Source organism: Hymenobacter fodinae (assembly GCF_004745825.1).
Taxonomy (GTDB): domain Bacteria; phylum Bacteroidota; class Bacteroidia; order Cytophagales; family Hymenobacteraceae; genus Hymenobacter; species Hymenobacter fodinae.
On the sequence record NZ_SRLA01000002.1, the window covers coordinates 321662 to 345616 of the forward strand.

General features: G+C 58.3%; 15 protein-coding genes. 5 read left to right on the forward strand and 10 right to left on the reverse strand.

Features of this window, described 5'->3' with window-relative positions:
• The first annotated feature begins 9 nt into the window (after positions 1-9).
• Positions 10-912 carry a manganese catalase family protein gene (locus EU556_RS08660; protein ID WP_135433249.1) on the forward strand — a complete coding sequence of 301 codons (903 nt, stop codon included), beginning with the start codon at positions 10-12 and terminating at the stop codon, positions 910-912.
• 77 nt (positions 913-989) lie between these two features.
• Here EU556_RS08660 and EU556_RS08665 read toward each other — a convergent pair whose 3' ends face one another.
• Positions 990-1454 carry a YybH family protein gene (locus EU556_RS08665; protein WP_135433251.1) on the reverse strand — a complete coding sequence of 155 codons (465 nt, stop codon included), beginning with the start codon at positions 1452-1454 and terminating at the stop codon, positions 990-992.
• Between the two features lie 106 nt (positions 1455-1560).
• Positions 1561-2094 (reverse strand): glycine zipper 2TM domain-containing protein, encoded by a 534-nt coding sequence (locus tag EU556_RS08670; protein WP_135433253.1) that lies wholly within the window; start codon positions 2092-2094, stop codon positions 1561-1563.
• Positions 2095-2278: 184 nt separating this feature from the next.
• Between EU556_RS08670 and EU556_RS08675 the strand changes: the two genes are divergently transcribed.
• Both EU556_RS08675 and EU556_RS08680 read left to right on the forward strand, forming a co-directional pair.
• On the forward strand, positions 2279-2590 hold the full coding sequence (locus EU556_RS08675; protein ID WP_135433255.1) for a hypothetical protein: 312 nt from the start codon (positions 2279-2281) through the stop codon (positions 2588-2590).
• 229 nt (positions 2591-2819) lie between these two features.
• Positions 2820-4523, forward strand: coding sequence for an OmpA family protein (locus EU556_RS08680; RefSeq protein WP_135433257.1), 1704 nt, complete (start codon positions 2820-2822; stop codon positions 4521-4523).
• A gap of 65 nt (positions 4524-4588) precedes the next feature.
• On the opposite strand, the gene EU556_RS08685 is transcribed toward EU556_RS08680, so the two are convergent.
• Positions 4589-5464 carry an EamA family transporter gene (locus EU556_RS08685; protein ID WP_135433258.1) on the reverse strand — a complete coding sequence of 292 codons (876 nt, stop codon included), beginning with the start codon at positions 5462-5464 and terminating at the stop codon, positions 4589-4591.
• Between the two features lie 248 nt (positions 5465-5712).
• Between EU556_RS08685 and EU556_RS08690 the strand changes: the two genes are divergently transcribed.
• Positions 5713-6171, forward strand: a complete 459-nt coding sequence (locus tag EU556_RS08690; RefSeq protein WP_135433260.1) for a hypothetical protein — start codon at positions 5713-5715, stop codon at positions 6169-6171.
• Positions 6172-6212: 41 nt separating this feature from the next.
• Here EU556_RS08690 and EU556_RS08695 read toward each other — a convergent pair whose 3' ends face one another.
• From EU556_RS08695 to pbpC, 7 genes are all read right to left on the reverse strand, one after another.
• A complete protein-coding gene (locus tag EU556_RS08695) occupies positions 6213-7127 on the reverse strand; it encodes an alpha/beta hydrolase (protein ID WP_135433261.1) in 915 nt (304 codons plus the stop codon).
• 25 nt (positions 7128-7152) lie between these two features.
• A complete protein-coding gene (locus EU556_RS08700; protein ID WP_135433263.1) occupies positions 7153-10218 on the reverse strand; it encodes a DUF6493 family protein in 3066 nt (1021 codons plus the stop codon).
• 66 nt (positions 10219-10284) lie between these two features.
• Positions 10285-11625 (reverse strand): SWIM zinc finger family protein, encoded by a 1341-nt coding sequence (locus EU556_RS08705; protein WP_135433265.1) that lies wholly within the window; start codon positions 11623-11625, stop codon positions 10285-10287.
• A gap of 324 nt (positions 11626-11949) precedes the next feature.
• Positions 11950-15177, reverse strand: a complete 3228-nt coding sequence (locus tag EU556_RS08710) for an efflux RND transporter permease subunit (protein ID WP_135433267.1) — start codon at positions 15175-15177, stop codon at positions 11950-11952.
• A 178-nt stretch (positions 15178-15355) separates the two neighbouring features.
• Positions 15356-16534 carry an efflux RND transporter periplasmic adaptor subunit gene (locus EU556_RS08715; protein WP_135433269.1) on the reverse strand — a complete coding sequence of 393 codons (1179 nt, stop codon included), beginning with the start codon at positions 16532-16534 and terminating at the stop codon, positions 15356-15358.
• A gap of 24 nt (positions 16535-16558) precedes the next feature.
• Positions 16559-17911, reverse strand: a complete 1353-nt coding sequence (locus tag EU556_RS08720) for a TolC family protein (RefSeq protein ID WP_135433271.1) — start codon at positions 17909-17911, stop codon at positions 16559-16561.
• A gap of 547 nt (positions 17912-18458) precedes the next feature.
• Positions 18459-20795, reverse strand: coding sequence for a penicillin-binding protein 1C (pbpC, locus tag EU556_RS08725; RefSeq protein WP_135433273.1), 2337 nt, complete (start codon positions 20793-20795; stop codon positions 18459-18461).
• Between the two features lie 354 nt (positions 20796-21149).
• Here pbpC and EU556_RS08730 point away from each other — a divergent pair, with 354 nt between their 5' ends.
• Entirely contained in the window at positions 21150-23900 is a 2751-nt protein-coding gene (locus EU556_RS08730) for a S8/S53 family peptidase (protein WP_135433275.1), read from the forward strand.
• Positions 23901-23955: the final 55 nt, after the last annotated feature.

Below are 23955 nucleotides of genomic sequence, written 5' to 3' on the forward strand. Positions count from 1 at the left end.
TACCACCTCATGTTTTATCACGACCGAGAACTCCAGTACAAAGTTCGGGTAGACAAGCCCAACCCCGCTTTCGCACGCATGCTCCAACAGGCTATTGGTGGCATTGAAGGGGAAATTCGCGTGTGCCTACAGTATATGTTTCAGGCCTGGGGTGCCCGTGGCCCAGTAAAGTACCGCGACATGCTGCTGGAAACTGGTACTGAGGAAATTTCGCACATCGAGATGCTGGCAACGGCCGTCGCCCTCAACTTAGAAGGGGCGCCTACCAGCATGCAAGACGAGTTTGCTAAAGATAAAGTAGTAGGCGCTGTGCTTGGCGGCATGGACCCCCGTCACATCCTGTCTTCGGGAATGGCGGCAATGGCCGTTGATGCTAACGGGGTGCCGTTTAATGGATCCTGGGTAGTAGGCAGCGGCAACTTGGCCGCCGATATGTACGCCAATGTAATGGCCGAAAGCACCGGCCGGGTATTGGCGACCCGCCTGTGGGAGATGACCGACGACCCTGGCATGAAAGACATGCTGTCGTTCCTGATTGCTCGCGACACTATGCACCAAAACCAGTGGCTGGCGGTGCTGGAAGAGCTGGGCGGCCTCCATAGTGTGCACCCCATCCCCAACTCCTTCCCGCAAAGCGAAGAAGTAAAAGACTTCAATTACGCCTTCGTGAGCACCTACATTGGTGACAAAACCACCGAAGGCGGCCGCTGGACGCAAGGCACATCTATTGATGGCAAAGGCGAGTTCCACCTAAAGAAAGCGGCCCCTCTCGGCGGCGAGCCCAAACTGGCGCCTCCAGTACCTGAAGGCCACGCCCAGAAGGAGCAAATGACCACTGCCGATACTGTAATTGGCACGGTTACCGACAAAATCAAAGGCACCTTGAGCGGCAGCGGCGGCTCTGCTGAGTAAGCTGCCCCTTATCAACAAAAAGAGGCCTGGCAATATTGCCAGGCCTCTTTTTGTTGGGGGACTACAGTGGCCTAGGCCTAATTTTGCACCTTCACGGGCAAGCCTTCGAGCTGCACGTAGCTCAGCTTCCAGCTGTTGTTCTTCTGCTTTTTCCAGAGCAGGATAAAGTTGCCTTCACCTTCCCCGTGGGGCTGACCGGGGGCTTCAGGTAGCACATCTGTGGAGAAAGTACCCGCCTCGTACGCCGTATTAGCATCGGTGCCCGTGCTGGTGGTATAGGTCTTCAGGTCGGAGATGGTACCCATAGTGGCGCGCACCCATTTGTCCGATACTTCCGATTTGCCGTTGAAGCGCGTTTCGCCCTGGGCATACTGCACGTCGTCGGCCAGTAGTGTATCAAGCGCCGCCGTGTTTTTGGCGTTCCAGGCCCCAATAAACTGCTGATTGAGCGTTTGCACGTTTACCGCCGGGGCATCGGTTTTCTGACCAGAGCAAGAAGCTAGCAAGGCGCCTCCAAGCAGGAGGCCAAGAAAGGGTTTCATGGAAACAAGGGTTTGGTATGAGAGCAGAACGAGAAAAGAAAATGCTAAGTAACACAAAGCCCAGGTGTAATGTACCTGGGCTTTGGGCAACTAGCTTAAACTGAGATTACCAGCTCTTACGACGCACCTCCGAAGAAGGATAAGCCGCATCGCGCTGACCGAAGCCAGGGTTAGGCAGGTAAGCCGAGCCCATGGCAAACGTGCTAGGAGCACCAGCAGCCGAGAAGCTGTTCATCATGGCCGGAGCAGCTGCAGCAGCCGGAGCGGCTGTTACGGGCGCAGCAGCCAGAGCAGTGTTGGATTTAGCACGAGCAGCACCCTGGGCCAGGCCTTTACGGTAGGCGGCAGCACGCTGCTGCTCGGCCCGACGGGCGGCAGCTACGCGGGCAGCCTCAGCCCGGCGCTTGTTGTCGGCGTTCCGACCGATGGCATATCCTAGGCCACCCCCGGCCACGCCACCTACGGCGCCACCCACTACGCGGTTCTTCTTGTTGATGAGGGCACCGGCAGCGGCGCCACCAATACCACCAATTACGGCGCCTTTAGCGCTAGAGCTTATTCTATTCTGTGCTTGCGCGTAACCACTGAAGATAGTGGTGAAGAGAATCACAAAGGCGAAAATTACACTGACCTTTTTCATGACTAAATACTTTAGGGTTCAGGAGGCTTGTGTTTAACTACGAAGATTGCATTTACAAGCACCATGCCAATACGCAGGCTCTGCGCTTGAGGTTGAGAGCGTCCGCGCTCCTCGCAATGTTATGCTAGGCTAGTAAAAACGGCTCTGGTGAACTGGAAACGGGCTTTCAGGCGTATATAACTTTATGAGTGACCTGCTATTGTTACAAGTGCGAGAAAGTGTAAGCCTCACGGGATTGGGCATTTTACTATTACCGGCGGCGGAAGCTCCAGGGTTAAACCGCTTCCCCCTGCACACGGCATTGCACCTGCACCTGCGCTACCCCAGTGGCCTAGCTGAAAACGCCGTTGCCTCCGTGGAAGAAATTACGCGCCCCAATAGCGAAGTCGGCTTGTCGGCGGCTGAACGAGTACTGATGCTCACGCAAGAAGGAGCCATAGCCCCGCCCGTGGGCACCCAAGTGTGGTGGACTGGTGAGGAAGCCAACTGGTGGTAAGCGCAGCAGATTGATTGAAATCGCAAATGGCTTTTAAGAGGATTATTTTGTGTTGATACGAGGAGGGGTTTGTTGTATTTAGGAAGTAGTAGTGGCTTGATTATGAGTATAATTATGTGATTATGGGCTAGAATGGCCTGTGCGGGCGTATTGGTGATATTCGATTTTTGTGAACCGTAAAGTAGGACTATCTTAGTGGTTCAGTAGCTTGGTCATGGGCCGTATTTTGATGAAGAAACCTCTACTTGCTTTTCAGATTTTTGTATTGCTGTTGGTGCTGCAGGCTGTTGCGCCTCTTGGTAGCCTAGCCCAAACCGCAGAGCGTCGTACCAGCATCGGTATCAATACCAGTGTGCTGCAATACAAAGGCAACTTTGGCTCCGATTACTGGAAGTTTACCAGCAATAAGCAATACGCTCCGGGTGTGGCACTGAACCAGTACTTGACCCGAGGTCTCGATCTGAATGCTCAGTTGTTTTACGGAGAGTTATCGGGGCAAACTACACCTACCACGCGCTTCAGCACCACGCTGGTGAATGCCAATCTGGGCCTTAAGCTGAAGCTTAACAATGGCTGGGCGCTCAAGGAGAGATTTCCGATTCAACCATACGTGCTGGCTGGCGGCGGCTGGACTTTCGCCACGCGGGCCGGGCAGCCCGACAGCAACCGCTTCGAGGAAAACCACGGCTATCTGGATGTATTGCTGGGAGCGGGTATCAACTTGCGCCTCGGGGGTGGGCTAAGCCTATTTGTGCAAAGCAGCCAGCATACGCCCTTGCGCGCTAACCTCGATGGGTCGCGGGAGGCCAGCACGCCCCGCTGGTCTGACCGCTTTTTGCAGCACACGGTAGGCCTCACATTCAACCTAGGCCAGTTGCCCGACCAGGATGAGGATGGTGTGCCCGACGCCAAGGATAAATGCCCGAATACCTCGCGTGATGTAGACGTGAATGAGCACGGCTGCCCCCTCGATGATGACGAAGATGGCGTGCCAAACTACCAGGACCAGTGCCCTGACCAAGCCGGTACTGCCGCCACCAACGGCTGCCCCGACACCGATAATGATGGTGTAGACGACACCGACGATGTCTGCCCCGAAGTACCTGGCAAGCCGGAGCTACACGGCTGCCCCGACACTGATAACGACGGCATTGCAGACCAGGATGATAAGTGCCCAGATACGCCCACTGGCGTAGATGTAGACGGCAACGGTTGCCCAACGGCGGTTGTAACGGCGCCAGCTGCTCCAGAAGATACTGATGGCGACGGAGTGCCGAATGCTGAAGACCGCTGCCCGGAGCGCCCAGGCCCGGCAGCTAACCAAGGGTGCCCCGAGGTGAATGCGGCCACGCGCCGCCGCCTGCAGGAAGCCACTAAGCTCATTGGCTTTGAGCTGAACAAGACCACCTTGTTGCAAGCTTCTTACCCAACTCTTGATACGCTGACCCGCATTCTCAACGAGTACCCCGACTACTCCCTCAGCATTGCCGGTCACACCGATAGCCGCGGCCCGGCGGCGTTTAACTTGCGCCTCTCGCGGGAGCGGGCGGCCACGGCCCGCCAATATATACTTACGCAAGGAATAGCCGACAACAGGGTGGAACTGCGGGGATACGGTGCCCAGCAGCCACTTGCCTCAAATGAGACTGAGGCCGGCCGGGCACAAAACCGCCGCGTCGAGTTTGACCTGTACCTGACTGGCAACCCCAGTGCAGCTCAGGTTAAATACGGGGCCGAGCCCACGCTTACTTCAACTGCACCCACTAAGGCCAAGCCTGGTAAGACTGCCCCGGTCAAGAAAGCAGCACCTGCTAAACGGCCCGCACGGAAGACAGCGACGAGTAAGCGGCGGCCGAGCAAACCAGCTTCGGCAAACCGTAAAAAAGCGGCATCTCGTCCCGCTCCGAGAGCGGCTGCCAAACGCACTAACTAGGAGGCCTTAAGTACTACTAGGCTTAGAAAATTGCCGCTGAAGCGCTAGGCCAGTTATGGGGCCGGTTACTCATTACCGACGGCCGTTTGCTCCTGAGCAGAGGTAAGAGTGGCCCCGGCACTAGCCAGCACAATAAGTCCCACGGCCAGCCACTGGCTGTGGGTTAGTTGCTCATCAAGCAAGATCCAGCCTGAAATAGCGGCCGCCACCGGCTCCAGGCTCATCAAAATGCTGAATGTGCGGGTGGGCATTGCTTTAAGGGCCTGCATTTCCAGCGTGAAGGGCAGTACGCTGGAGAATACGGCTAGCAGGCTTCCGAGCAAAAGCCAGTGGGGCGTTAAGTGCAAAAGCTGACCGCTGCCTAAGCCAAACGGTAGAATAAGCAGCGCGGCCACCAGCATCCCCACGCTCACGGCCACGGAGCCTGGCAGCACGGCGGCCGTGCGTTGGCTCAACACGATATACAGAGCCCAAGCCGCACCGGCCGCCAAAGCAAACACGAGGCCTAGCATATCAAGCCCATGCCCACTCCAAGGTGCAATAAGCGCGATGCCCGCCCCAGCTAGTACCACCCAAATGATATCCGTCCATCGGCGTGAGCCTGCCAGGGCCACCGCCAACGGCCCCACAAATTCCAGCGTCACGGCTAGGCCTAGCGGAATGCGAGCCAGTGCGCAGTAGAATAAAAAATTCATGCTCCCCAACGCGAGGCCATAGGGCACCACTGCGTGCCACTGTGCCCGCTGCAACTGGCCTAGTCGGGGCCGCACCACTATCAGCAACAGCAGCGCCGAAAACCCGATGCGTATGCTGGCGGTACCGGCCGCCCCAAGTACCGGAAACAGTCCTTTCGCAATAGCCGCCCCGCCCTGCACACTTACAATGGCAAGCAAAACGGCTGGTAATGGCGGTAGGGAGAAGCGGCGAGGTGGAACGGACATGCGTAGAGGGTAAAAGAGGGCTGCCAGCAGCGGTGCTGCGCCCACGCCACGAAGGTAGGGGCCGTGTCACACAGTTGCGCCCGCCTGTGCCCAGCGTAGCTAGGTAGCCCTCTTGGTCTGAACTGCCCCGCCACGGCTGCCTGCTCAGTGCAACGTGCGCCTACAGGCACAAGCCCGCTGAGGGTAGCTCGGTTTACCCGACTTTCCCAGTATCTTAGGGGAGTATCTGTGTCTTGTAGTTACTTCTTATGTATTCAGAAAAGCAGGCTGACAGCATTTCCGAGCCGGGCGCTGTCAAGCAAGTTTCCTGGGAAGCCTTACAATCATCCGCGGCCGAGCTCCCGACTGTGCCCGGCAAGCGCGATAAGCTGGCCATAAAACTGGTTTCTACGGCTACTAAGCTGCGCCCCCTGTTTGAGTTGCTGGAAAAAATTCAGCCTCACTTAGAGAATGACTCAGTGTTCAGCTCGCGCCGGGAGAAGATCAGTACTCAACTAGCAATTGTGCGGGCGCAGCTGAAGTTGGAGCAGCCGAAGCACAGAGCCGTAGCAGAGGCTTTTCATATGCTGGGCGAATTCGTACGCGAGGAAGCCCGCGAAGTCACCAAGGATGAAGTAAAGGAATCGGCGAAACGCTTTGTGCTGGCTACCGTCAAGAATGCGCCCTCCCTGATTGCTGCCGCCCGCCAGGCTGGAGTATTGCACTAAGGCCGAGACCGACGGATTAAGGGCCACGGCACTCTAGGCCACTATTTCAGCCAGCCACCGGCATCCAGCCAGTTCTGTAGGCGGTCGGTCCAGTTGTCTTTGGTGGTTTTGTTGTTCATGCCAAAACCGTGGCCACCCAGCGGGTATAAGTGCATTTCTACCGGCACGTTGTGGTGCAGGCAGGCCTCATAGAATACGAGGCTGTTCTGCACTTTCACCACTTTGTCGTCTTGGGCGTGCACCAGAAAGGTGGGTGGCGATTGAGCCGTTACCTGTAGCTCGTTGGAGTACAGCTTGGTTTGTTCCGCCGAGGGATTGTTACCGATCAGGTTGTCGCGGGAGCCCTTGTGCATTAGGCTATCCGAGAGGCTGATGACGGGGTAAATCAGCATAAGAAAGTCGGGCCGCACAGAGGTCTGGTCTTTGGTAGTGCCCACTGGCTTAGCGAAGTGCGTGCCCGCCGTAGAGGCCAGGTGCCCACCCGCCGAAAAGCCCATCAGGCCTACGCGGGTGGGGGTAATGCCGAACTCGGCTGCGCGCTGCCGCACCAACCGAATGGCCTGCTGCGCATCCAGCAGCGGCGTAATAGATTTATCTAGCTGAGTTTGGTCGTTGGGCAGGCGGTATTTCAGTACGAAGGCCGTGATGCCCATTTCGTTGAAGCGCCGGGCTACGTCGTGGCCTTCGTGGTCCATAGCCAGCATGGCGTAGGCCCCACCCGGACAAACAATTACCGCCGAGCCATTGGGCTTGGCTGCTTTATACACCGTGAGAGTGGGCTGCACCACTTGCGAAACGCGGGTGCTCCCGTCGGGCCGGGTAACGTTGGTTTCTTGCCCTTTGGTGGCTTTTGCATTGGGCACCGAGCCAGAGTAAAGCGGAATAACCGGCTGGTTTTGCGCCATCAGGGGAGTAAGGAAAAGGCTGAGTAATGCCGTGAGCAGAAAGGTTCGCATGGAAGGAGGGGGTAAGTACGATGAATTACACTGCAAGTAAACTGCTGGCTGCCTTTTTCAGTGCTGCCGACTGGCTCCAGGCGTGAAGTTGTTGGGCTACAGCGGCTGGCACGGGTTGGCTGGTACGGCTCTGCACATCGGCGTAGGCCTCTATTAGCTTGCGGGTGTTGCGCAGGGGCGCGGCAGTGGGCAGTAGCGGTAATAGGGTTTCCAGCAACTGGCGCACGGCATCATCAACCAGTGGGCTAATGGCGCGGGCCTGGGCCAAGGTATCACTGAGGCGCTGCACTGGCACAAAGCCTGCGTAGAGCAGTTTGCCCAACATTTGCCCCAATACCTCGGGTACTAGTCGGCCTGCATCAACAGACGCCAGCAGAGCTTCCAAGGCTATGGCTCTGCCTGCCGGCGTAGCGTGCGTGAGCCCTATGGCCAACAGCAGCGTTGCCGGCTCGCTAAACACTGGTCCGGGCGCCAGTAGGGAATGCAGCGCTGTTTGGACCGCCTCCCTGTCCGTTGAGTCCGACTCATCGGTGCGGCAGCTAAACCGAATCAGGTGCCAATACAGTGGGTCGGGGTTGAGCGGGAACAGGGAAAGCAGGAAAGGCAGCTCGACTTGCAGCGACAAAACCGAATACCAATCGGTCGTTGATTTTGGGGGCTGTACGTAATGAGAGTACAACAGTAATGAACTAGGAAGCCCACGCGGTACCGGAGGAGTATGCACCGTCAGCTCCTGCCAGGTATTGGTTATTTCGGGCTGCTGCTTGTTCCAGCTTTGTTTGTAGGTGTGGGTTTTCTGCTCGAAGTGCCATTCAGGGAGCCAGGGTTTCGCCACACCAGGGTAGTTGGCCAACGCGGCTAGCTCCGGCAGCTCTTGATAGGGGAAGCGCGTACGGGCCGCTACTACCCACAGCCAGGGCAGCGCATCAGCCAGGGCCAGGGGGGCCTCGGGGGTAGGCGTGCGTTTCAGAAACGGAATCAGCTTGCTTAAGCGCTCCGTGAATTCGCGAGCCACGGGTTTGTCCGTGGTTGGAGGGGTAGGTAGCGGCAGGGCTGATAACGCAGGATGTGGCGCCAGATACCACTCCAGGAGGGCACGAAGCTCGGGGTGCTGAAGCTGAGGAAGCAGCAGGCGGGCAGCGGCGGCATCGTCGGGGGCAGTTACGGCGGTGCGGGCTAGCGTCATAGCGAGGTCAGCAGTGGCGGGCTCTATGCCAGCTGATTGGTAGGCCAGTAGGCGCTGCACCAGTACGGTAGGGGCCACCCAGTACGGGGCATGGCTTGGGGTGCTGAGCAGGGGTAGTGTGGGACCTTCGGTTTGCAGCCGACGCTCAAGCTCCGCCAGACGCGCCTGCTCCACGCGCAGCAGCGGGTCGGGGGCGCTGTATTGCTGGGGCTTTAGCATTACAAGCGGAACGTTGTTGTGCGAAAATCCCTGAAACCAGCTAATCAGCAGCGCCGACAACAACTCCCGGCGGCCCTGCCGTATTCCGTTGAAATTGTACACGCGGAAATATTCCTGAATTTCATCATCGGTCTTGTTCTTCAGATCCGAGGAAAACCGCACCAAATACGGCCGCAATTGGTGCGCATAGTCGGTGGGGTAGTGGCCGCGCAGGTGGCCTAGTCCATCGAGCCACCGCTCCACGCTGGCGGGGTCATTATGTTGTAGCACCTCACCGGTCAGGAATAACAGCTCGTGCCAGTCGCGCACGGGCACAATGGCGGTGGCTTCTGAAATATCGGGCGTGAAGTTGGAGGTTGGTGTGTAGACAGCAGCCTGCAGGACAACGTCCTCGGTGGCGGGAAGTGCCGGTAAAAACGGCGCCAGTAAGGTGCGGGTAGCAGGGGTCAGCAGGTCGGCGTACAGCCCGATAGTATCGGTGGTTTCAGCTGCCTCCTCCGTAGTCAGCAACGGCTTCTTAGCGCCAAGAATAGCTTTCAGCAGCTTACCCGCCCGCTCCTGCACGCTGGCATCGGCGTTGGTAAGAGCCGTGGTACTGAGCCGGCTGAGGGTGGCCGCCAGGGTAGGGTGTTGCTTCAGGAGCTTCTCTAGGCCACCAAACAGCGTCCGGAGGCCAGTCTTCAGGTCTTGGCGAATAACCAAGGCATCGGCGTAGAGCAGCAGCGAGGCGGTATCAAACTCCGGCTGCGTCCATAGCTCTTTCAGCTGATCTAGCGCAAAGTTGATAACCAACGGCAGCGGGTGAGCCAGCAAATCTATCAGCTGCGTCTGCCGGGCCGAGCGCTCTTCGGGCGTGGGCTGCAGTGCCAGAAACAGGTTCTTGAACCAGGTCAGGAGGGGGCGGCGGAAGTCGCGGCGCAGAGCCAGCAGGCAGCGGGTAAGTACCTCCGGACGACTCAGATGCCCTGACGCGACCAACTGCGGCAACAGTGTCAGCCAGTTAACCAGCTCCCGGTCCTTTCCACTAAACGTGCTGTCGGAATCCACCATGCTGTCATAGTCGAACACCTGCAGCAGGTCTCGTTCTAGCAAGGTGGTGTCGTTCTGCAGCTGACGCAGAATTTGCTGGTCGTAGTCTTCAATATCGCTTTTCTTGTGCTGGTTGCGCAGCCAGTTGTAGCGGGTAAGCTGATGGGCTACCGACTGCGTAAACAGCCACGGGTCGTGAGCCAGCAGGCCCCGGTCTTCCAGCTCCCGCAGCTGTTTGTAGGAAATAACCGCCCACTGGTTAGCGCGGGTCAGGCGAATCAGCCATTCCTGCAGCCACTCGGGCCGGGCTAGCTCCAGCACCGCCATAAATTGCTGCTGATGGCCCTGCGGGTCCGGGCCCCGGTCGGAGAGGGTCCAGGGCAACAAGAAGCTACGGGCCTGGGCCTCCTTGCGCGAGTAGGTAGCTAGGCCACTAAGAAACAACATCATCTGCTGCTCGTGGGTGATCTGGTGCCGGTACTCCCATTGGCCCGGCTTCACCTCCGTGTGCACATAGCGGTCCAGCTCCCGCAACAGGCTCTTGGTTTTTTGCCGTACCGGCACAATATCAGACTTGCCGAGGGTGCTCAGGAACGGCACCAGTTCCCGGCCGCTCTGGTGGCGAATTATATGCTCGAAGGTTTCAACAGTAGTCATTCACTAGCAGGACTTGCGCCGCAGTTCGTGCGGCCTTACGAATAGATAATACTAGGGGGCAGTGGCCTAGGCGAACTGTAGTTGGGCGGCCAGAATGTGCTTGCACGGGCCACGCTGCCCTTGGTGCTCACTGAACCAAGTGCAGGTGCACTGCGGAGGCTGGCTCACACCTACCAGCACGGTGTGCCACACCCCGCTGCCGCGCACCTGAGCCTGGGTGCGCCCATTTTCACCTACTCCCACCAGCTGCACCCCGTCGGCGGCGGCCAGCAGGGCCCGGGCATTCTTTAGGCGCGGGTTCAAGCTCAGAATCCGTTGCGTTTTGAAGGGGAGGCGGCGGTAGAAATAGTGGTTATCAACCAAATCGAAGCCCAGCAGGCCCATGGCCGAAAGGCTGGCGCAGAGCTTATCCACGGTGGCCGGGTCGAGGCCGTTTTCGTGAGCGAAGAGGGTAGGGTTGAAGGTTTCGTTGCCTCGGAACAGGTTGTTGGCGCCGGCAATCCACTCGGTGGGTAGTTCCTCCATCAGGGCATCTAGCTGGTTGCCTTCCCCCGAAAATCCGCGCCACACATCCGCCGACAATGCAAGCACAAACTGTTGCCCGCCGCCCAGCTCCAGCACAAACGCCGAGGCCTGCCCGTCGGGGGTGGCGTACACGCGCAAAGCTTCGCAGAGGGGCAGCAGGCCTTCCAGCAGCCGTAGCCGGTGCGCGCCGCCTACCCGCACCGAGCCCGCCGTAGCCACCGGCGAAAAGCTGGGCCGCGGGCCGCGCAGCACCAGAAACACATCGGCTTTAGCGGCACCCGCTGGGAGGCCCTGCACCAACTGCACAGCTTGCACGCGGGTCAGGCGCATCTTTTCCTCCATCAGAGCCAGGTAGGCTTGCACCGCCGTGAGGCCTTTAATCCAGCGTTCGGGCAGGGCTACTTTGCGCTCCGTTACGCGGCCCTCAGCCCGCTCCAGCACCACCTCCTTCTCACCTACCGACAGTAGCACCGGCTCAGTGCGTGAAATCCGGGCCAGGGCATTTACCATGGGCTCGTTGAAATCGACGTTGGTGGTGCCGCTACTCAGGAACTCGCCGTCCAAGGCATCGGGGCCTAAATCTAGGCGGGCGTACACGCCGTTGCACGAAGAAAAGGCCTCAAAACGCAGCAAGCCTGCTCCCGCCGTTACAATTGGGTCGCGGAGGGCGGCGCTTTGGGGTACGAACCGCGAGGCTACCACTTTGGCTAAAGTACTTAGCCCGCGAGCCGCCAGCCAGGAGTTACGCAGTCTACCCCAGAAAAAACAGGAAGCATCAGACTCGACGGCCTCTTCGGCAAAAGCAGATAATAACAACGAATTGCCTTCCGGGCGGGCTTCCAGCGCAGAAGGGCGGGCGTAAGCATAAGCGAAATCAGACATGCGAAGTAGGGTAGTTTGATGACCTCAAGTTCGGTATTCTCGATGGTTTATACTAATTTTATTAGCATAATGTTTATGCTATTTTCTACGAAATGGCTATTTAGGTTAGTAGAATATATGACAGTGATAATACGCTAAATTAAGCGCTGCGGTGGGTTCAAATAACCCTTAGTGTACAAGGGAAAATGTGCTGGACCACTGTAGGCCAGTCGCCACCCACGCCCACGAAAAAGCCCCAATGGCACCGACAGCTCAACTGGAGCAGTATCGGCCACTGGGGCTTTCCGGCTACGGGCAACTAGGTGCCGTGGCTATGGTACAGGCCTAGGCGGGGCTGGGCACGGCGGAGTGGTCGCCTTCACCGGCGCCTTCTTCTTTCGGGCCGCCGTGCTCTTCGTCGGGCTTATAATTGGCTTCTAGCTCAGCTAGCTTCTCTTTACCGTAGGCAAAGCGCGTGATGAGCACGTACAGCACCGGCACGATGAAGATGGCCAGCAGCGTAGCCGACAGCATACCACCCAGCACCGTCCAGCCAATGGTTTGGCGGCTCTGGGCACCAGCGCCAGATGCGAATACCAGCGGCAATACACCCAGAATGAAGGCCAGCGAGGTCATGACGATGGGGCGCAAGCGCAGGCGCACGGCTTCTAAGGTGGCATCTACCAGCGGCATGCCTTTGTCTACCCGCTCCTTAGCGAATTCGATAATCAGAATGGCGTTTTTAGCTGACAAACCAATAAGCGTGATCAGACCAATCTGCGCGTACACGTTGTTGGTGAGCTTGGGCAGGAAGGTAAGCGCCAGAATAGCCCCGAAGGCACCCACCGGCACTGCCAGCAGCACCGAGAACGGCACCGACCAGCTTTCATACAGGGCCGCCAGGAACAAGAACACGAAGGCCAACGACAGGGCAAAAATGTACACCGTTTGGCCGCCGGCCAGCAATTCTTCACGGGTCAGGCCCGAAAACTCAAATCCGTAGCCGGCGGGCAACGACTGAGCAGCCGTTTCCTGCAGGGCCTTGATGGCATCACCGGAGCTGTAGCCAGGGGCGGCGTTACCGTTGATTTCCGCTGACCGGAACAAGTTATAGTGCGAAATAAGCGGAGCCGATTCGGTGCGCTGGTAGCTGGTGAGCGTGCTGAGCGGCACCATGCCACCGGAGCTGTTGCGCACGTAATACTGGCCTAGGTTGCTAATATCGGCGCGGTACATGGAGTCGGCCTGGGTTACAACCCTAAAGTTGCGGCCGTACACCGTGAAGTCGTTCACGTAGGCACTACCCAGGTAGGTGCGCAGGGAAGTACCAATATCGGAGATGGATACACCCAGCTTCTTGGCCTTTTCCCGGTCGATGGTGAGCTGATAACCGGGCGTGTTGGCGGTGAAGAACGAGAAGGGAGCCGCAATTTCGGGCCGCTTCCGCAGGGCGCCCAGGAAGTTCTGGAGCTGGGCATCGAAGTTCTTAATGTCGCCGCCGGCCTCACGCTCTTGCAGCACGAAGGAGAAACCTCCCGTGTTACCCAGGCCCGGAATAGCGGGGGGCGAAATAACCACGATGTTGGCTTCCCGCAGGCGGCTTAGGCGCTGCTGCACGGTAGCAATCAGGCTCTGCAGCTGCAACTCTTTGTCCTTGCGCTCTTCCCAAGGCTCGAGCTGGCAAAACACGGTACCGCTGTTCGATTTGGAGGAGAAGTTAACGGCGTTCAGACCGCCCAGACCCGCGTAGTGCCGAATGCCTTTGATCTGGCTCAGCTCTTTCATCACCTCGTTCAGCGTGCTCACTGTGCGCTCGGTAGAGGCGGCCTCGGGCAGGTTGAAGGTAACGATGATACGGCCTTCATCTTCCGTTGGGATAAAGCCGCCGGGCTTCTTAGCGAACAGTAGGCCAGTACCCGCCACAATGCAGATCAGGATGATGACTACAAAGCGGGAGTGCTTGATGCCGCGCTGCACACCGTTACCGTACTTGTTCGTCACCTTGTCAAACCAGGTGTTGAACTTGTAAAACAGCTTGTCGAGGCCCTTAGAGTTCTCACCGCGCTTGTGGGGCTTGAGCAGCAGCACGCACAAAGCCGGCGTGAGCGACAAGGCTACGAAAGCCGAGATAATCACCGAAATGGCAATGGTGATGGCGAACTGCTGATACAGGCGACCCGTGATGCCCGGAATGAAACCTACCGGCACGAACACGGCCGCCAGAATCAGGGCAATGGCAATAACCGGGGCCGAGATTTCGCGCATGGCCGTTAGGGTCGCATCCAGCGGGTTCATGCCTCGCTCGTTCATGTTGTGCTCCACGGCCTCCACCACCACAATGGCGTCGTCCACCACAATACCAATGGCCAGCACAAAGCCGAACATGGTGAGGGTATTGATGGTGAAACCCAGCGGGATAAACATGATGAACGTGCCGATGATAGAAACCGGAATAGCCAGCACCGGAATGAGCGTGGACCTCCAGCTCTGCAGGAACAGGAACACTACAATAATTACCAGCACCAGGGCTTCAACCAGCGTGTGCAGCACTTCCTCGATTGACACTTTTACTACCGAAGCCGCCTCAAACGGCACCACGTAGGCCAAGTCGGCGGGGAACTGCTTCTTGAGCTGCTCCATGGTGTTGTTTACATTCTCGTAAGTCTCCAGAGCGTTGGCGCCGGGAGCCTGGTACACGAGCAGATAAGCGGCCCGTTTGCCGTCCACGAAGGAGTTGTTGGCGTAGTTGAACTTGCCGAGCTCCAGGCGAGCCACATCCTTCAGGTACACTACCGAGCCGTCTTCGGGCCGGGTTTTTACCACCACGTTGCCAAACTCCTCGGTATCGGTGAGGCGGCCTTTCACGAACACGATGTATTCAAACGTCTGGCCGCGCTGGGCAGGAGGGGCCCCAATGGAGCCGGCTGCAATCTGGGCGTTTTGCTCCTGAATGGCGGCCGTTACCTCCTGGGCCGTTACGCCCAGCTGAGAAAGCTTATCGGGGTTGAGCCACACGCGCATCGAGAAGTCATCGGCGCGCGATACAATATCACCCACGCCCTTAGTACGCAGCAAAGCGTCCTTAATGAAGACGTTGGCGTAGTTGTCGAGGAAGGTGGTGTTGTGCGTGCCGTTGGGCGCGTACAGGGCCACCAGCATCAGAATGCTGGGGTTCCGTTTACGCACTACCAGGCCTAGGCGCTGCACCTCCTGGGGCAGGGTGGGCAGGGCAATGCCCACGCGGTTCTGCACGTCGAGGGCGGCAATGTTGATGTCGGTGCCTACCTCAAAGTTCACCGTCATGCTCATCTGCCCGTTGCTGGTGCTATTGCTTTGCAGATAGGTCATGCCGGGTGTGCCGTTTACCTGCACTTCCACGGGCGTGGCCACCGTTTGCTCCACGGTTTGGGCATCGGCGCCGGTGTAGGTGCCGCTCACCGATACCGTGGGCGGCGTAATTTCCGGATACTGGCCTACGGGCAAGTTCAGGATGGCCAGCACCCCCACCATCACTATCACCAGGGAGGTGACAATGGCAGTAACGGGGCGCCGGATAAAGGTTTCTGCAATCATATATCTGAGCGGTTAGCTGAGGGCAGTTTGCAATCAGCGAATTCAGAACGTCTGGCTGAGCTTGGCCAAAGTGGCTGTTGCACAAGCGGAACAGAAGGCTTTGGCCGCAGCACCCAAGGTATTTTGGATGCAAGCTTGCGGTGCCGCGGGCTCAACCAGACGACCTATAACTTCTTTCTTATTTGGCGCTGCCGCCCGCCGGGGGAGTACCGTTGCCGGTGCCCGTGCCCTGGGTGTTGGCTCCAGCCGGAGCGCCGGTCTGAATCTGGCCGCCGTCGCGCAAGCGCTGCAGACCCTCTGTTACTACTTGGTCGCCGGCCTTAATGCCTTCCATTACCACAATCTGGTCGCGCAGGCGCGGGCCCAGCTGCACTTTGCGCTGGTGAGCCTTGCTGCTGTCGCCGGCCACGAAAATGAAGTTTTCGCCCATTTGCTCTACCACGGCCTTGAAGGGCACTACCACCCGGCGGCCCGACTGCCGGTTAAGCACGCGCAGCACGGTGCTCATACCATCTTTCAGCTGGCGCTTGGGATTGGCGAACTGCACCCGAATCTGCACGGTACCCGTCTGCTGGTTTACGCCGCGGTCGATGGCGAGGATGCGTCCCGGCTCGTTATAGGCCGTGCCGTCGGGCAGAACGAGGCGGAAAGTAGAGTCGCCTTTTCCGCCGCCCTGGCGCTGCAAATCGGCAAAGCGGTTCAGGTCAGCCTCCGTAATTACGAAGTCAACGCCCATGGGGTCCTCAGCGCTGATGGTGTTGAGCAGGGTAGAACCGGGGCTAACCTGGGAGCCCAGGCGCACCTGCGAGATGCCGATGCGGCCCGAGAAAGGCGCTTTAATCAGGGAGTAGTCGAGGTCGGTGCGGGCGGCGGCTACGTTGGCCTGAGCCACGCCTACCTGCGCCTGCGCCGTGGCGTAGTTCGTGCGGGCGTTGTCCACAATCTGGCGGGCTACGGCGTCTTGCTCCAGCAGGCGCTCGTAGCGGTTCAGGTTAACCTGGGCGTTCTGCACGGTGGCCTGGGTGCTGCGTAGGCCTGCCAGGGCCTGCTGGTACGCAGCCTGGTACTTGCGGCGGTCAATTTCGTAGAGCGTTTTGCCCTTCTGCACCACATCTCCTTCCTTGAAGAAGATATTAGTGATGAAGCCCGCCACCTGGCTGCGCAGCTCCACATTGTTAATGGCTACTACCGTAGACGGGTACTCGTCGTAGTATACGGCGTCGGTGGCTTTGGCTTCTACCAGCGTAACGGGTGTAGCGGGCGGCGGACCAGCCGCTTTTTCATCTTCTTTTTTGCCACAGCTAGCCGCGGCAAACAGACCGGCGGCGTACGAAAGGGCAATAAGGGTCTTCTTCATATACATACGGGAGGCAGCGGAGGCTTAGAAGGAAGTGGGCAAATTGCCCTGGGCGCGCAGCAAATCAACTTTGCTGCTGAGTACCTGGAAAAGGGCGCTGTAATAGTTGAGCTGGGCCGTGCGCAGCGTAGTCTGGGCCACAATCACGTCGAGATAGGTCTTGATGCCTTCCCGGTACTGCAAGTCCACCACCGAGTACACTTCTTTCGACAAGGCGAGGTTGCGCTGCCCAATGAGGTAGTCGGTGTAATAGCCTTTGTAGGTAGATAGCGCCTGCTCAAACTCGGTGTTGATGCGGTTACGCGCGGCAATGATATCCTGGTCGATGCGCTGATCGAGGAGGCGTACGCGCCGCAGGTTCTGGAGGCGCCGGGTGCCCTGAAAAATGGGCAAGCTCAGCTGCAGGCCCGCGTAGGAGTTGGGGAAACGCTGGCTATACAGGTCGCGGAAGTTGTTGTTCTGGAATACCGCATTGTAGTTGCCAAACGCCGAGAGCGAAGGCAGAAACCCGTAGCGGTAGTAGCTGATCTGGGCCTCCTGCAGCACTTTCTGAGTTTGCAGTTGCTGCAGCTCAATGCGGTTGGTGGGGTCGAGGGCCACCGTAGTATCCAAAATGGCCTCGCGCATCAACTTCAAGGTGTCGTACTGTAAAGTCATGGGCTGGTTGCCCGCTACACCCATCAGTTCCTTCAGGTACGCCGACTTGGCTTTGATGGCCTCAATGGCCTGCTTGCGCGCTGCCACGGAGTTGTTCAGTAGAATTTCGGCCTGCTTATAATCGGTTTTGTCCACGATGCCGGCATCGTAGCGGGCTTTGGCATCCTTCAGGCTACGCTGCAGCCGCACAATGTCCTCATTTAGCACATCGAGCTGGCGCTGGGAGAGCAGTACGTCGTAGAAGGCCTTGCTCACGTCGCTCACCACATCAATGCGCACCCCGATAGTGTTCTGCTGGTAAAACTGCCGCGAGGGGCGGGCACTGCGCAGAGCCAGGAGCACATCGTTATTATAGAGAGCCTGGGTGCCAGCTAGGCCTACGGTAGAGGTGTTCTTAAGACCAATTTGCCGGGGTACGCTCACGCCTTCCGCATTCGGAAACACGGTGTAAGGCAACTGAAAATAATGTTGGCCGGTGGCGTTGAGGTTGATTTGCGGAAGCCAGGCGGCCAGACCAATGCGGATGTTGGCTTCGTTGGTTTCCTCATCAATGCGGGCCTGCCGCAATACGGGTTGATTTTGCAGGGCAACTTGCAAGCACTGCTCCAGCGTAAGCTGGCCATTGGGGGGAGGAGGGGCCGTAGGCTGTGCCCACGACCAGGCTGGGGCTAACAGAAGTAGACCCAGCAGTAGCCGAAGCGCCCGTTTCATATGTTTCATATTCTAGTAAAAGCAGCTACTGCACTGCGTAGCTCAAATCTCGCTGGCCAACGCGTAGGCCAGTCCTCGTTCCAGACATCACGCGCAAGGACACTCTTACTGGCCCGCACGCTGCCCACAACCGTTATTTTAATTTCAAAAACTTGCGCACCTCTTGATAGTCAGGTTAGTATCCGATTAAGCTTTTTTAGGACTGGATACTTCTCCTGGGTAGGATTACAAGGCTGGTAAACCAGCATCTTGCTAAAAGGTTATACCTGCATTAAAATGATTTTAACTAACAGCTGTATGTTTTCAGGATGCCACAGGGAGGGATACTGCCAGGTAGCAGAGTAAATAGTCGGAGGTGGTACAAGGCTTTGCCTAGCGTTCATGGCCCCTGGTATCTGCCTGTCGCCAAAGTGGCCTAGCTGACCGAAGCGCTGGACATAGCATAGCCAGGTCACTCGTGCTTCAGGTGTGGAAGCAGAGTTATTACACCGTCTTGTGTGCCCTTTGTCCTCACCCGACCCACTAGGAGAGGGGTGTGGGCAGCTCTATTACAGGCCTAGTCGAGCTCCGTCACCGTGATCAGTACATCGGTATTGCGACCGTGGTCATCGGCGCAGGAAATTTTCAGCGGACCGGGCGGCGGCTGAATGAACACGCGCTCGGTGGCGGTGGCGGCGCGCAGGAATTTGTCGTTGACATACCAGAACACTTGGCGCACCTCATTGTCGGTGGTGCAGGTGAGTAGCAGCTGCTGCTTGTCGTGGCGGTTGAGCACGTACTCGGTGTTGGCAGTGGGCGAAGTGATAGATGGCGCGCGCTCCTGCCCTCCACGCACCAGCTGGCATTGCGGGTTGTGGGGAGGCAGGCGGCGGTACGGAATGCCCTGTGCTTCCTTATAGGCCGCTACTTCTGGCAATAAATTAGGGTATAACTCACGCCGATACCCAGCGGCTGGCGCACAGGCCCGGCAGTAGGTGAAACTCCCATCTGCCGAAACCAACACTTCCCGCGTGTGCTGGCAGCGCTGCCCGTTGCTCACGTTGGGCAGGAAGTAATCGATTACCTGATTTGGGCAATTTTCGCCCGGCACTAGGCCACTCTCGGCGCATACCAGCCGGAAGTCGAGCGCGGCCGGGGGCACAAACCAGTCGTTGGGTGAGTTGTAGGCTAGGGTATTAAACAGGTCAAAAAGCAAGGGCGTAGCCACGTCGGCACCCGTAAGCGCCGGGCTGCCCTGCCCGCTGAAATTGCCCACCCACACCCCAATGGTGTATTGCTTGTTGTAGCCAATGCTCCAGGCGTCGCGACGGCCGTAGCTGGTACCGGTTTTCCAGGCCACTTTAGGCAGGCGCATGCTGCTGGCCGCGTTGATGGGCAGGTCGGGCCGCGTGAGTTGGCTCAGGATTTCGGTAACGAGAAATGCGGCGGAGGGTGAAAGAAGTTGTTGACCGGGCGTTTCATTTTGGTTTCCTCCTTTTCTGGAGAGGGAGGTTGAGGGCGAGACGAGTTGTAACCGCTCATATTGCCCCCCGTCAGCCAGCGTCACGTACAGGTTGGTCAGTTCCTCCAGGCTGGCCCCACAGCCGCCCAAAATGCTACTGAGCCCCAGCCGCGTACGGTTGCGCGTCACACTCTGGAAACCAGCCTGGTGGAGTTTATCGGTGAAGGTGGGCACGCCCAGCTGATTGAGCACACGTACCGCTGGGATATTAAGCGAGTAGGCCAGGGCGCGCTCCAGTGTCACTTCCCCGTTGCAGTGCTTATCGAAGTTCTCGGGGCGGTACCCCTGAAAGTTGGTGGGCACATCGGGCAGCAGTTGTTTGGGCGTAACTAGGCCTCTGTCCATAGCCAGCGCATACAAGAAGGGCTTGAGGGTACTGCCCGGCGAGCGGACGGCCAGCACGCCATCGTTCTGCCCCCGGCTGGCAAAGTCGCGGAAGTCGGCCGAGCCCACGTAGGCCTCTACCTGCCGGGTGCGGTTGTTCACAACCAGCACGGCCGCCTGCGTGATGCCCAGCTCATAGAGGCGGCGCACGTAGCCCAGGGTCAGGTCTTCGGCCTTGGCTTGCTTGCTGCGTTCTAGGCCACTCCGGATGATGGCCTGCCGGGGGTACTGCCGCACCAGCCGCCGCGAGAGATGAGGTGCCAGGGCCGGAGCGGCGTGGCGCTGCACATCCAAGGGTTCCAGCAGGGCATCTGCCACGTCCTGTTTCGGAAACAAGCCCGCCTCGCCGAAGCGCCGGAGCCAGCGGTTGCGCTCCTGCAGCACGGCCGCATTGTTTTTGCCCAGCACCAAGCCCCTAGGCCTGTTCGGGATGATGGCCAGCGTGACGGTCTGGGCCAGAGAGAGGTAGTCGGGGGTTTGCTGGAAGTAGAGCAGCGCCACTGACTTGACGCCTTCCACGTTGCCGCCGTAGGGCACTAAGTTCAGGTAGAGCTGCAGAATTTCATCCTTGCTGTAATGCAGTTCTAGCTGTGTGGCTCGCAGCATTTCCAGCAGCTTATTACCAACAGTGCGCTCCTTGGGCTCCAGCAGTCGGGCCACCTGCATGGTGATGGTACTGGCCCCCGTGGTGCGGCCCGAGCCAAACAGGTTGCGCCCCGCTGCTTGCACCAGGGCTACGGGATTCACGCCCCAATGCCAACGGAACCACCGGTCTTCTTTTTCCAGAATGGCCTTGCGTAGCACCGGCGTAATCTCGCGCAGCTCGGTTTTCATCCGCCACTTCTGGGTGGGGTTGAGGTAGGCGTGCAGCACGGTGCCGTCAGCGGCCAGCACAATAGGCGAGTACTGCGGCGCGGCTGGCAGCGGAAACCACCAATCCAGGCCTAGCAACAGCAGCAGCACGAGGCCTAGGGCCGCTAGGCCACGCGAAATGATACGCCGGTTCATACACTCAAATATACCGGCTACCTAATAACTGTGCTGCTCATCAAGCAAAGCAAAAATAACGAGCTACTCATGCCAGCGACTGTCAGGAGAGCAAATTGTTAGGCGAAGCTTTGTATTGCTTATATGGTAGTATTTAGCCTTTTAAGATAAAATTATTTCAATCAAACTCGTCAATAGTTAAAAATATTTCAAAAAGACAAAACCGCATTATGAAGACTATTCGTAGATATGCCCTGACAGTGCAGTGCCAGTATCAGCTGCCGTTGATTGCCTTCCGCAACTCAGTCAACGATACGTACGCCGCGCTGCGGTCATCCTTTCACCCTTACCCTCTCCTTATTCCACAACCGCTACATGAAACGTAAACTTTTCCTCTCCCTCGTGCTGGCCGGTGCCAGCATCAGTGTATCGTTTGGGCAAGCTACCGTCGACCCCGAGTTGCGGGCGGCCTTGGCCACCAATCCTACGGCACAGGTAATCGTCACTTTCAAGGGCAATGGAGCTCCCGGCCTCACCCAGCGGAGCCTGTTGCAACGGCTTGGCATTACGCGCGGCATTACCCTGCAGGCCCTACCCGTAGCCGGCGTTATTGCTACGGCGGCCCAGGTAAATGCGCTGGCGCAAAGCCCGGAGGTACGTTCCCTCTACATCAATAAGCGGCTGGAGTACTACAACTACGAAGACACGCACCTAACCGGCGTGAAGCGCCTGCGCACCGACCAGCAAATGACAGCCCGTAATGGCGGGATGCCGGTTTCGGGCAAGGGCGTTGGCGTACTTATCAACGACAGCGGCGTAGATGGCACGCACGAAGATTTAAAGTTTGGTACCCACCTCGTGCAAAACACGCTCGGCTCCACCAATCTGAACTCCCTGAGCACCATGCTGCCCGTTACGTACCTGGAAGGAGTGCCGAACACGGATACTAACTCTGGCCACGGAACGCACTGCGCTGGCACGGTAGGTGGCACGGGGGCCCGCTCGGGCGGGAAGTATGAAGGTGTAGCACCGGGCGCCTCGTTGCTGGGCTATGGCTCTGGTGGCGCGCTGTTGGTGCTCGATGCCATGGGCGGCTTCGACTATGCCCTTACCCATCAGTTTCAGTACAACATCCGGGTAATCAGTAATTCGTTTGGCAGCAGCGGCGACTTTGACCCCAACGACCCGCTGAACGTAGCTACCAAAAAGTGCTACGACCGCGGCATGGTGGTAGTGTTTGCCGCCGGCAACGAAGGTCCCGGGGCTGATACCCACAACCCCTACGCTATTGCCCCCTGGACCATTTCCGTAGGCGCTGGCGACCGAAACGGGCTGCTGGCAGAGTTTTCCTCGCGCGGTGTGCGGGGCGAGCAGGGCACCTTCACGGTAGATGGCGAAACCTGGACCTTTAAGAACGAGCCCGCAATTGTGGCACCCGGCGTTGATGTAATTTCTACTCGCGCTATTGCACCAGTATCGTCGCTTGGCGCTCAACAAGACATTGAGGTGTTGCAGCCAGGCGAGGTTCCCTTCTATACTCACAGCAGCGGTACCTCCATGGCTACTCCGCACGTAGCAGGTATTGTGGCCTTGTTGCTGGAAGCCAAACCCACGCTGAACCCGGCACAGATAAAAGAGATACTGCAAAAAACGGCTACCAATATGCCCGGCCGCGAGTCGTGGGAGGTAGGATCTGGCTACGTGAACGCCTATGCCGCCGTAGATATGGCCTTCCGCGCTTCTACCTATGGCTCTACCGTAAATGCCAGCCGCCGCTTCAACAGCAGCGTAGATGCCCGCACCACGGCCGTGCCCTTTACCATCAACTACAACCCCGCGCTGGCCGCTGGCAACCAGTTTACCTTCCCGGTAGGAGCCGGCACCAATAGCATAGAAGTTAAAATATCCTCCACGGGCCTGCTAGGGCAAACAGGTAACCTCACCAACCTGATTCTGGTTGACCCCAACGGCGTGGAATACCGCTCGGGTATTCCCGTCACCTTCACACTCTCCACCGACCGCAGCGTGGCGGTGGCCTCGCCCGTAGCCGGCACCTGGACGCTGAAAGTAGATGGCCTGCAGGGTGTGGCTCTGCCCGAAACCATCAGCGGTAATATTACCATGCTGACGGCCGCCGGCACCTCCAACCTTAACGACATCGTAGGCCACCCCGCAGAGGCTTCCATCAAGATGGCCGTTGCTAACCGCTTGGTAGATGGCCTGAGCAACGGCTTCCGCCCCGATGCCCCGCTCACCCGCATTCAGCTCGCCGACTATCTGCTCATGGGCCAGGGCATCCGGCAACTGCTTCCCTTCAGCAGTGCTCGCACGTTCACCGATGTATCTACGCCGGCTGAAATACTGCTAACCGAATCGGTAGTGGCCAAAGGAGCCGCCCTGCGCGACCGGTACAACGTGGCTGGCGGTGTAATGCAGCCCACGGCTACCGGCATCTTCTCCCCAAATGGCCTAGTAAACCGCGCTTCCCTGGCTTACTCGCTGGTGCAGAGCCTGGGCTTCCAGGAGCAGGCGCTGGCCCGCAACAGCCAGCCCCTGACGGTGCAGGTAAATGGGCAAACCATTCCAGTAGATGATGCCGCCAACGTGCCGGCCGCCCTGAAGGGCTACGTCAGCATTGCGCTGGAGCTGAATCTGATCAATGCCTACTACTCGCTCACCCAAGGCGCCTACGACCAGCAGCCCACGCTACACGCTACCTTCAAGCCAAACCAGAACGTGTCGCGCGCTGATTTTGCCGTCATCGTAAGCCGGACATTCCCGCAGTATGATGCCGTAACGCAACCCACTGCTGCGCGTGGCACTGCTAGCTCGGCTACTGCTGTTGCTACGCCATCTGCCGCAACGGTGCTGGCGCAAAGCACGGGCGCTTACCCCAACCCATTCAGCGGCGCTACTACCATCAGCTACCACCTAGCTCAGCCCGGCCCCGTTAGCGTAGAGGTATACAACACGCTCGGCCGCAAAGTGCAAACGCTGGTATCGGGGGTGGAAGCGGCTGGCAACCACCAAGTGCGGTTTGATGCCGCCAACCTGGCCCGCGGCACTTACCTGTTCAAAGTAACGAGCGGTGCCGCCGTTACTACCCAACGTCTGGTGCTTCAATAAGTCAAACTTACCTGGCAACAAACAAAAGGCCCGCTCCATAAAGCGGGCCTTTTTC

Excerpts from the sequence above, each read along its gene's own strand:
- EU556_RS08660 (WP_135433249.1), top strand. The coding sequence starts at position 10 with ATGTTTTATCACGACCGAGAACTCCAGTACAAAGTTCGGGTAGACAAG.
- EU556_RS08665 (WP_135433251.1), bottom strand. The coding sequence starts at position 1,454 with ATGAAACCCTTTCTTGGCCTCCTGCTTGGAGGCGCCTTGCTAGCTTCT.
- EU556_RS08670 (WP_135433253.1), bottom strand. The coding sequence starts at position 2,094 with ATGAAAAAGGTCAGTGTAATTTTCGCCTTTGTGATTCTCTTCACCACT.
- EU556_RS08675 (WP_135433255.1), top strand. The coding sequence starts at position 2,279 with ATGAGTGACCTGCTATTGTTACAAGTGCGAGAAAGTGTAAGCCTCACG.
- EU556_RS08680 (WP_135433257.1), top strand. The coding sequence starts at position 2,820 with ATGAAGAAACCTCTACTTGCTTTTCAGATTTTTGTATTGCTGTTGGTG.
- EU556_RS08685 (WP_135433258.1), bottom strand. The coding sequence starts at position 5,464 with ATGTCCGTTCCACCTCGCCGCTTCTCCCTACCGCCATTACCAGCCGTT.
- EU556_RS08690 (WP_135433260.1), top strand. The coding sequence starts at position 5,713 with ATGTATTCAGAAAAGCAGGCTGACAGCATTTCCGAGCCGGGCGCTGTC.
- EU556_RS08695 (WP_135433261.1), bottom strand. The coding sequence starts at position 7,127 with ATGCGAACCTTTCTGCTCACGGCATTACTCAGCCTTTTCCTTACTCCC.
- EU556_RS08700 (WP_135433263.1), bottom strand. The coding sequence starts at position 10,218 with ATGACTACTGTTGAAACCTTCGAGCATATAATTCGCCACCAGAGCGGC.
- EU556_RS08705 (WP_135433265.1), bottom strand. The coding sequence starts at position 11,625 with ATGTCTGATTTCGCTTATGCTTACGCCCGCCCTTCTGCGCTGGAAGCC.
- EU556_RS08710 (WP_135433267.1), bottom strand. The coding sequence starts at position 15,177 with ATGATTGCAGAAACCTTTATCCGGCGCCCCGTTACTGCCATTGTCACC.
- EU556_RS08715 (WP_135433269.1), bottom strand. The coding sequence starts at position 16,534 with ATGAAGAAGACCCTTATTGCCCTTTCGTACGCCGCCGGTCTGTTTGCC.
- EU556_RS08720 (WP_135433271.1), bottom strand. The coding sequence starts at position 17,911 with ATGAAACATATGAAACGGGCGCTTCGGCTACTGCTGGGTCTACTTCTG.
- pbpC (WP_135433273.1), bottom strand. The coding sequence starts at position 20,795 with ATGAACCGGCGTATCATTTCGCGTGGCCTAGCGGCCCTAGGCCTCGTG.
- EU556_RS08730 (WP_135433275.1), top strand. The coding sequence starts at position 21,150 with ATGAAACGTAAACTTTTCCTCTCCCTCGTGCTGGCCGGTGCCAGCATC.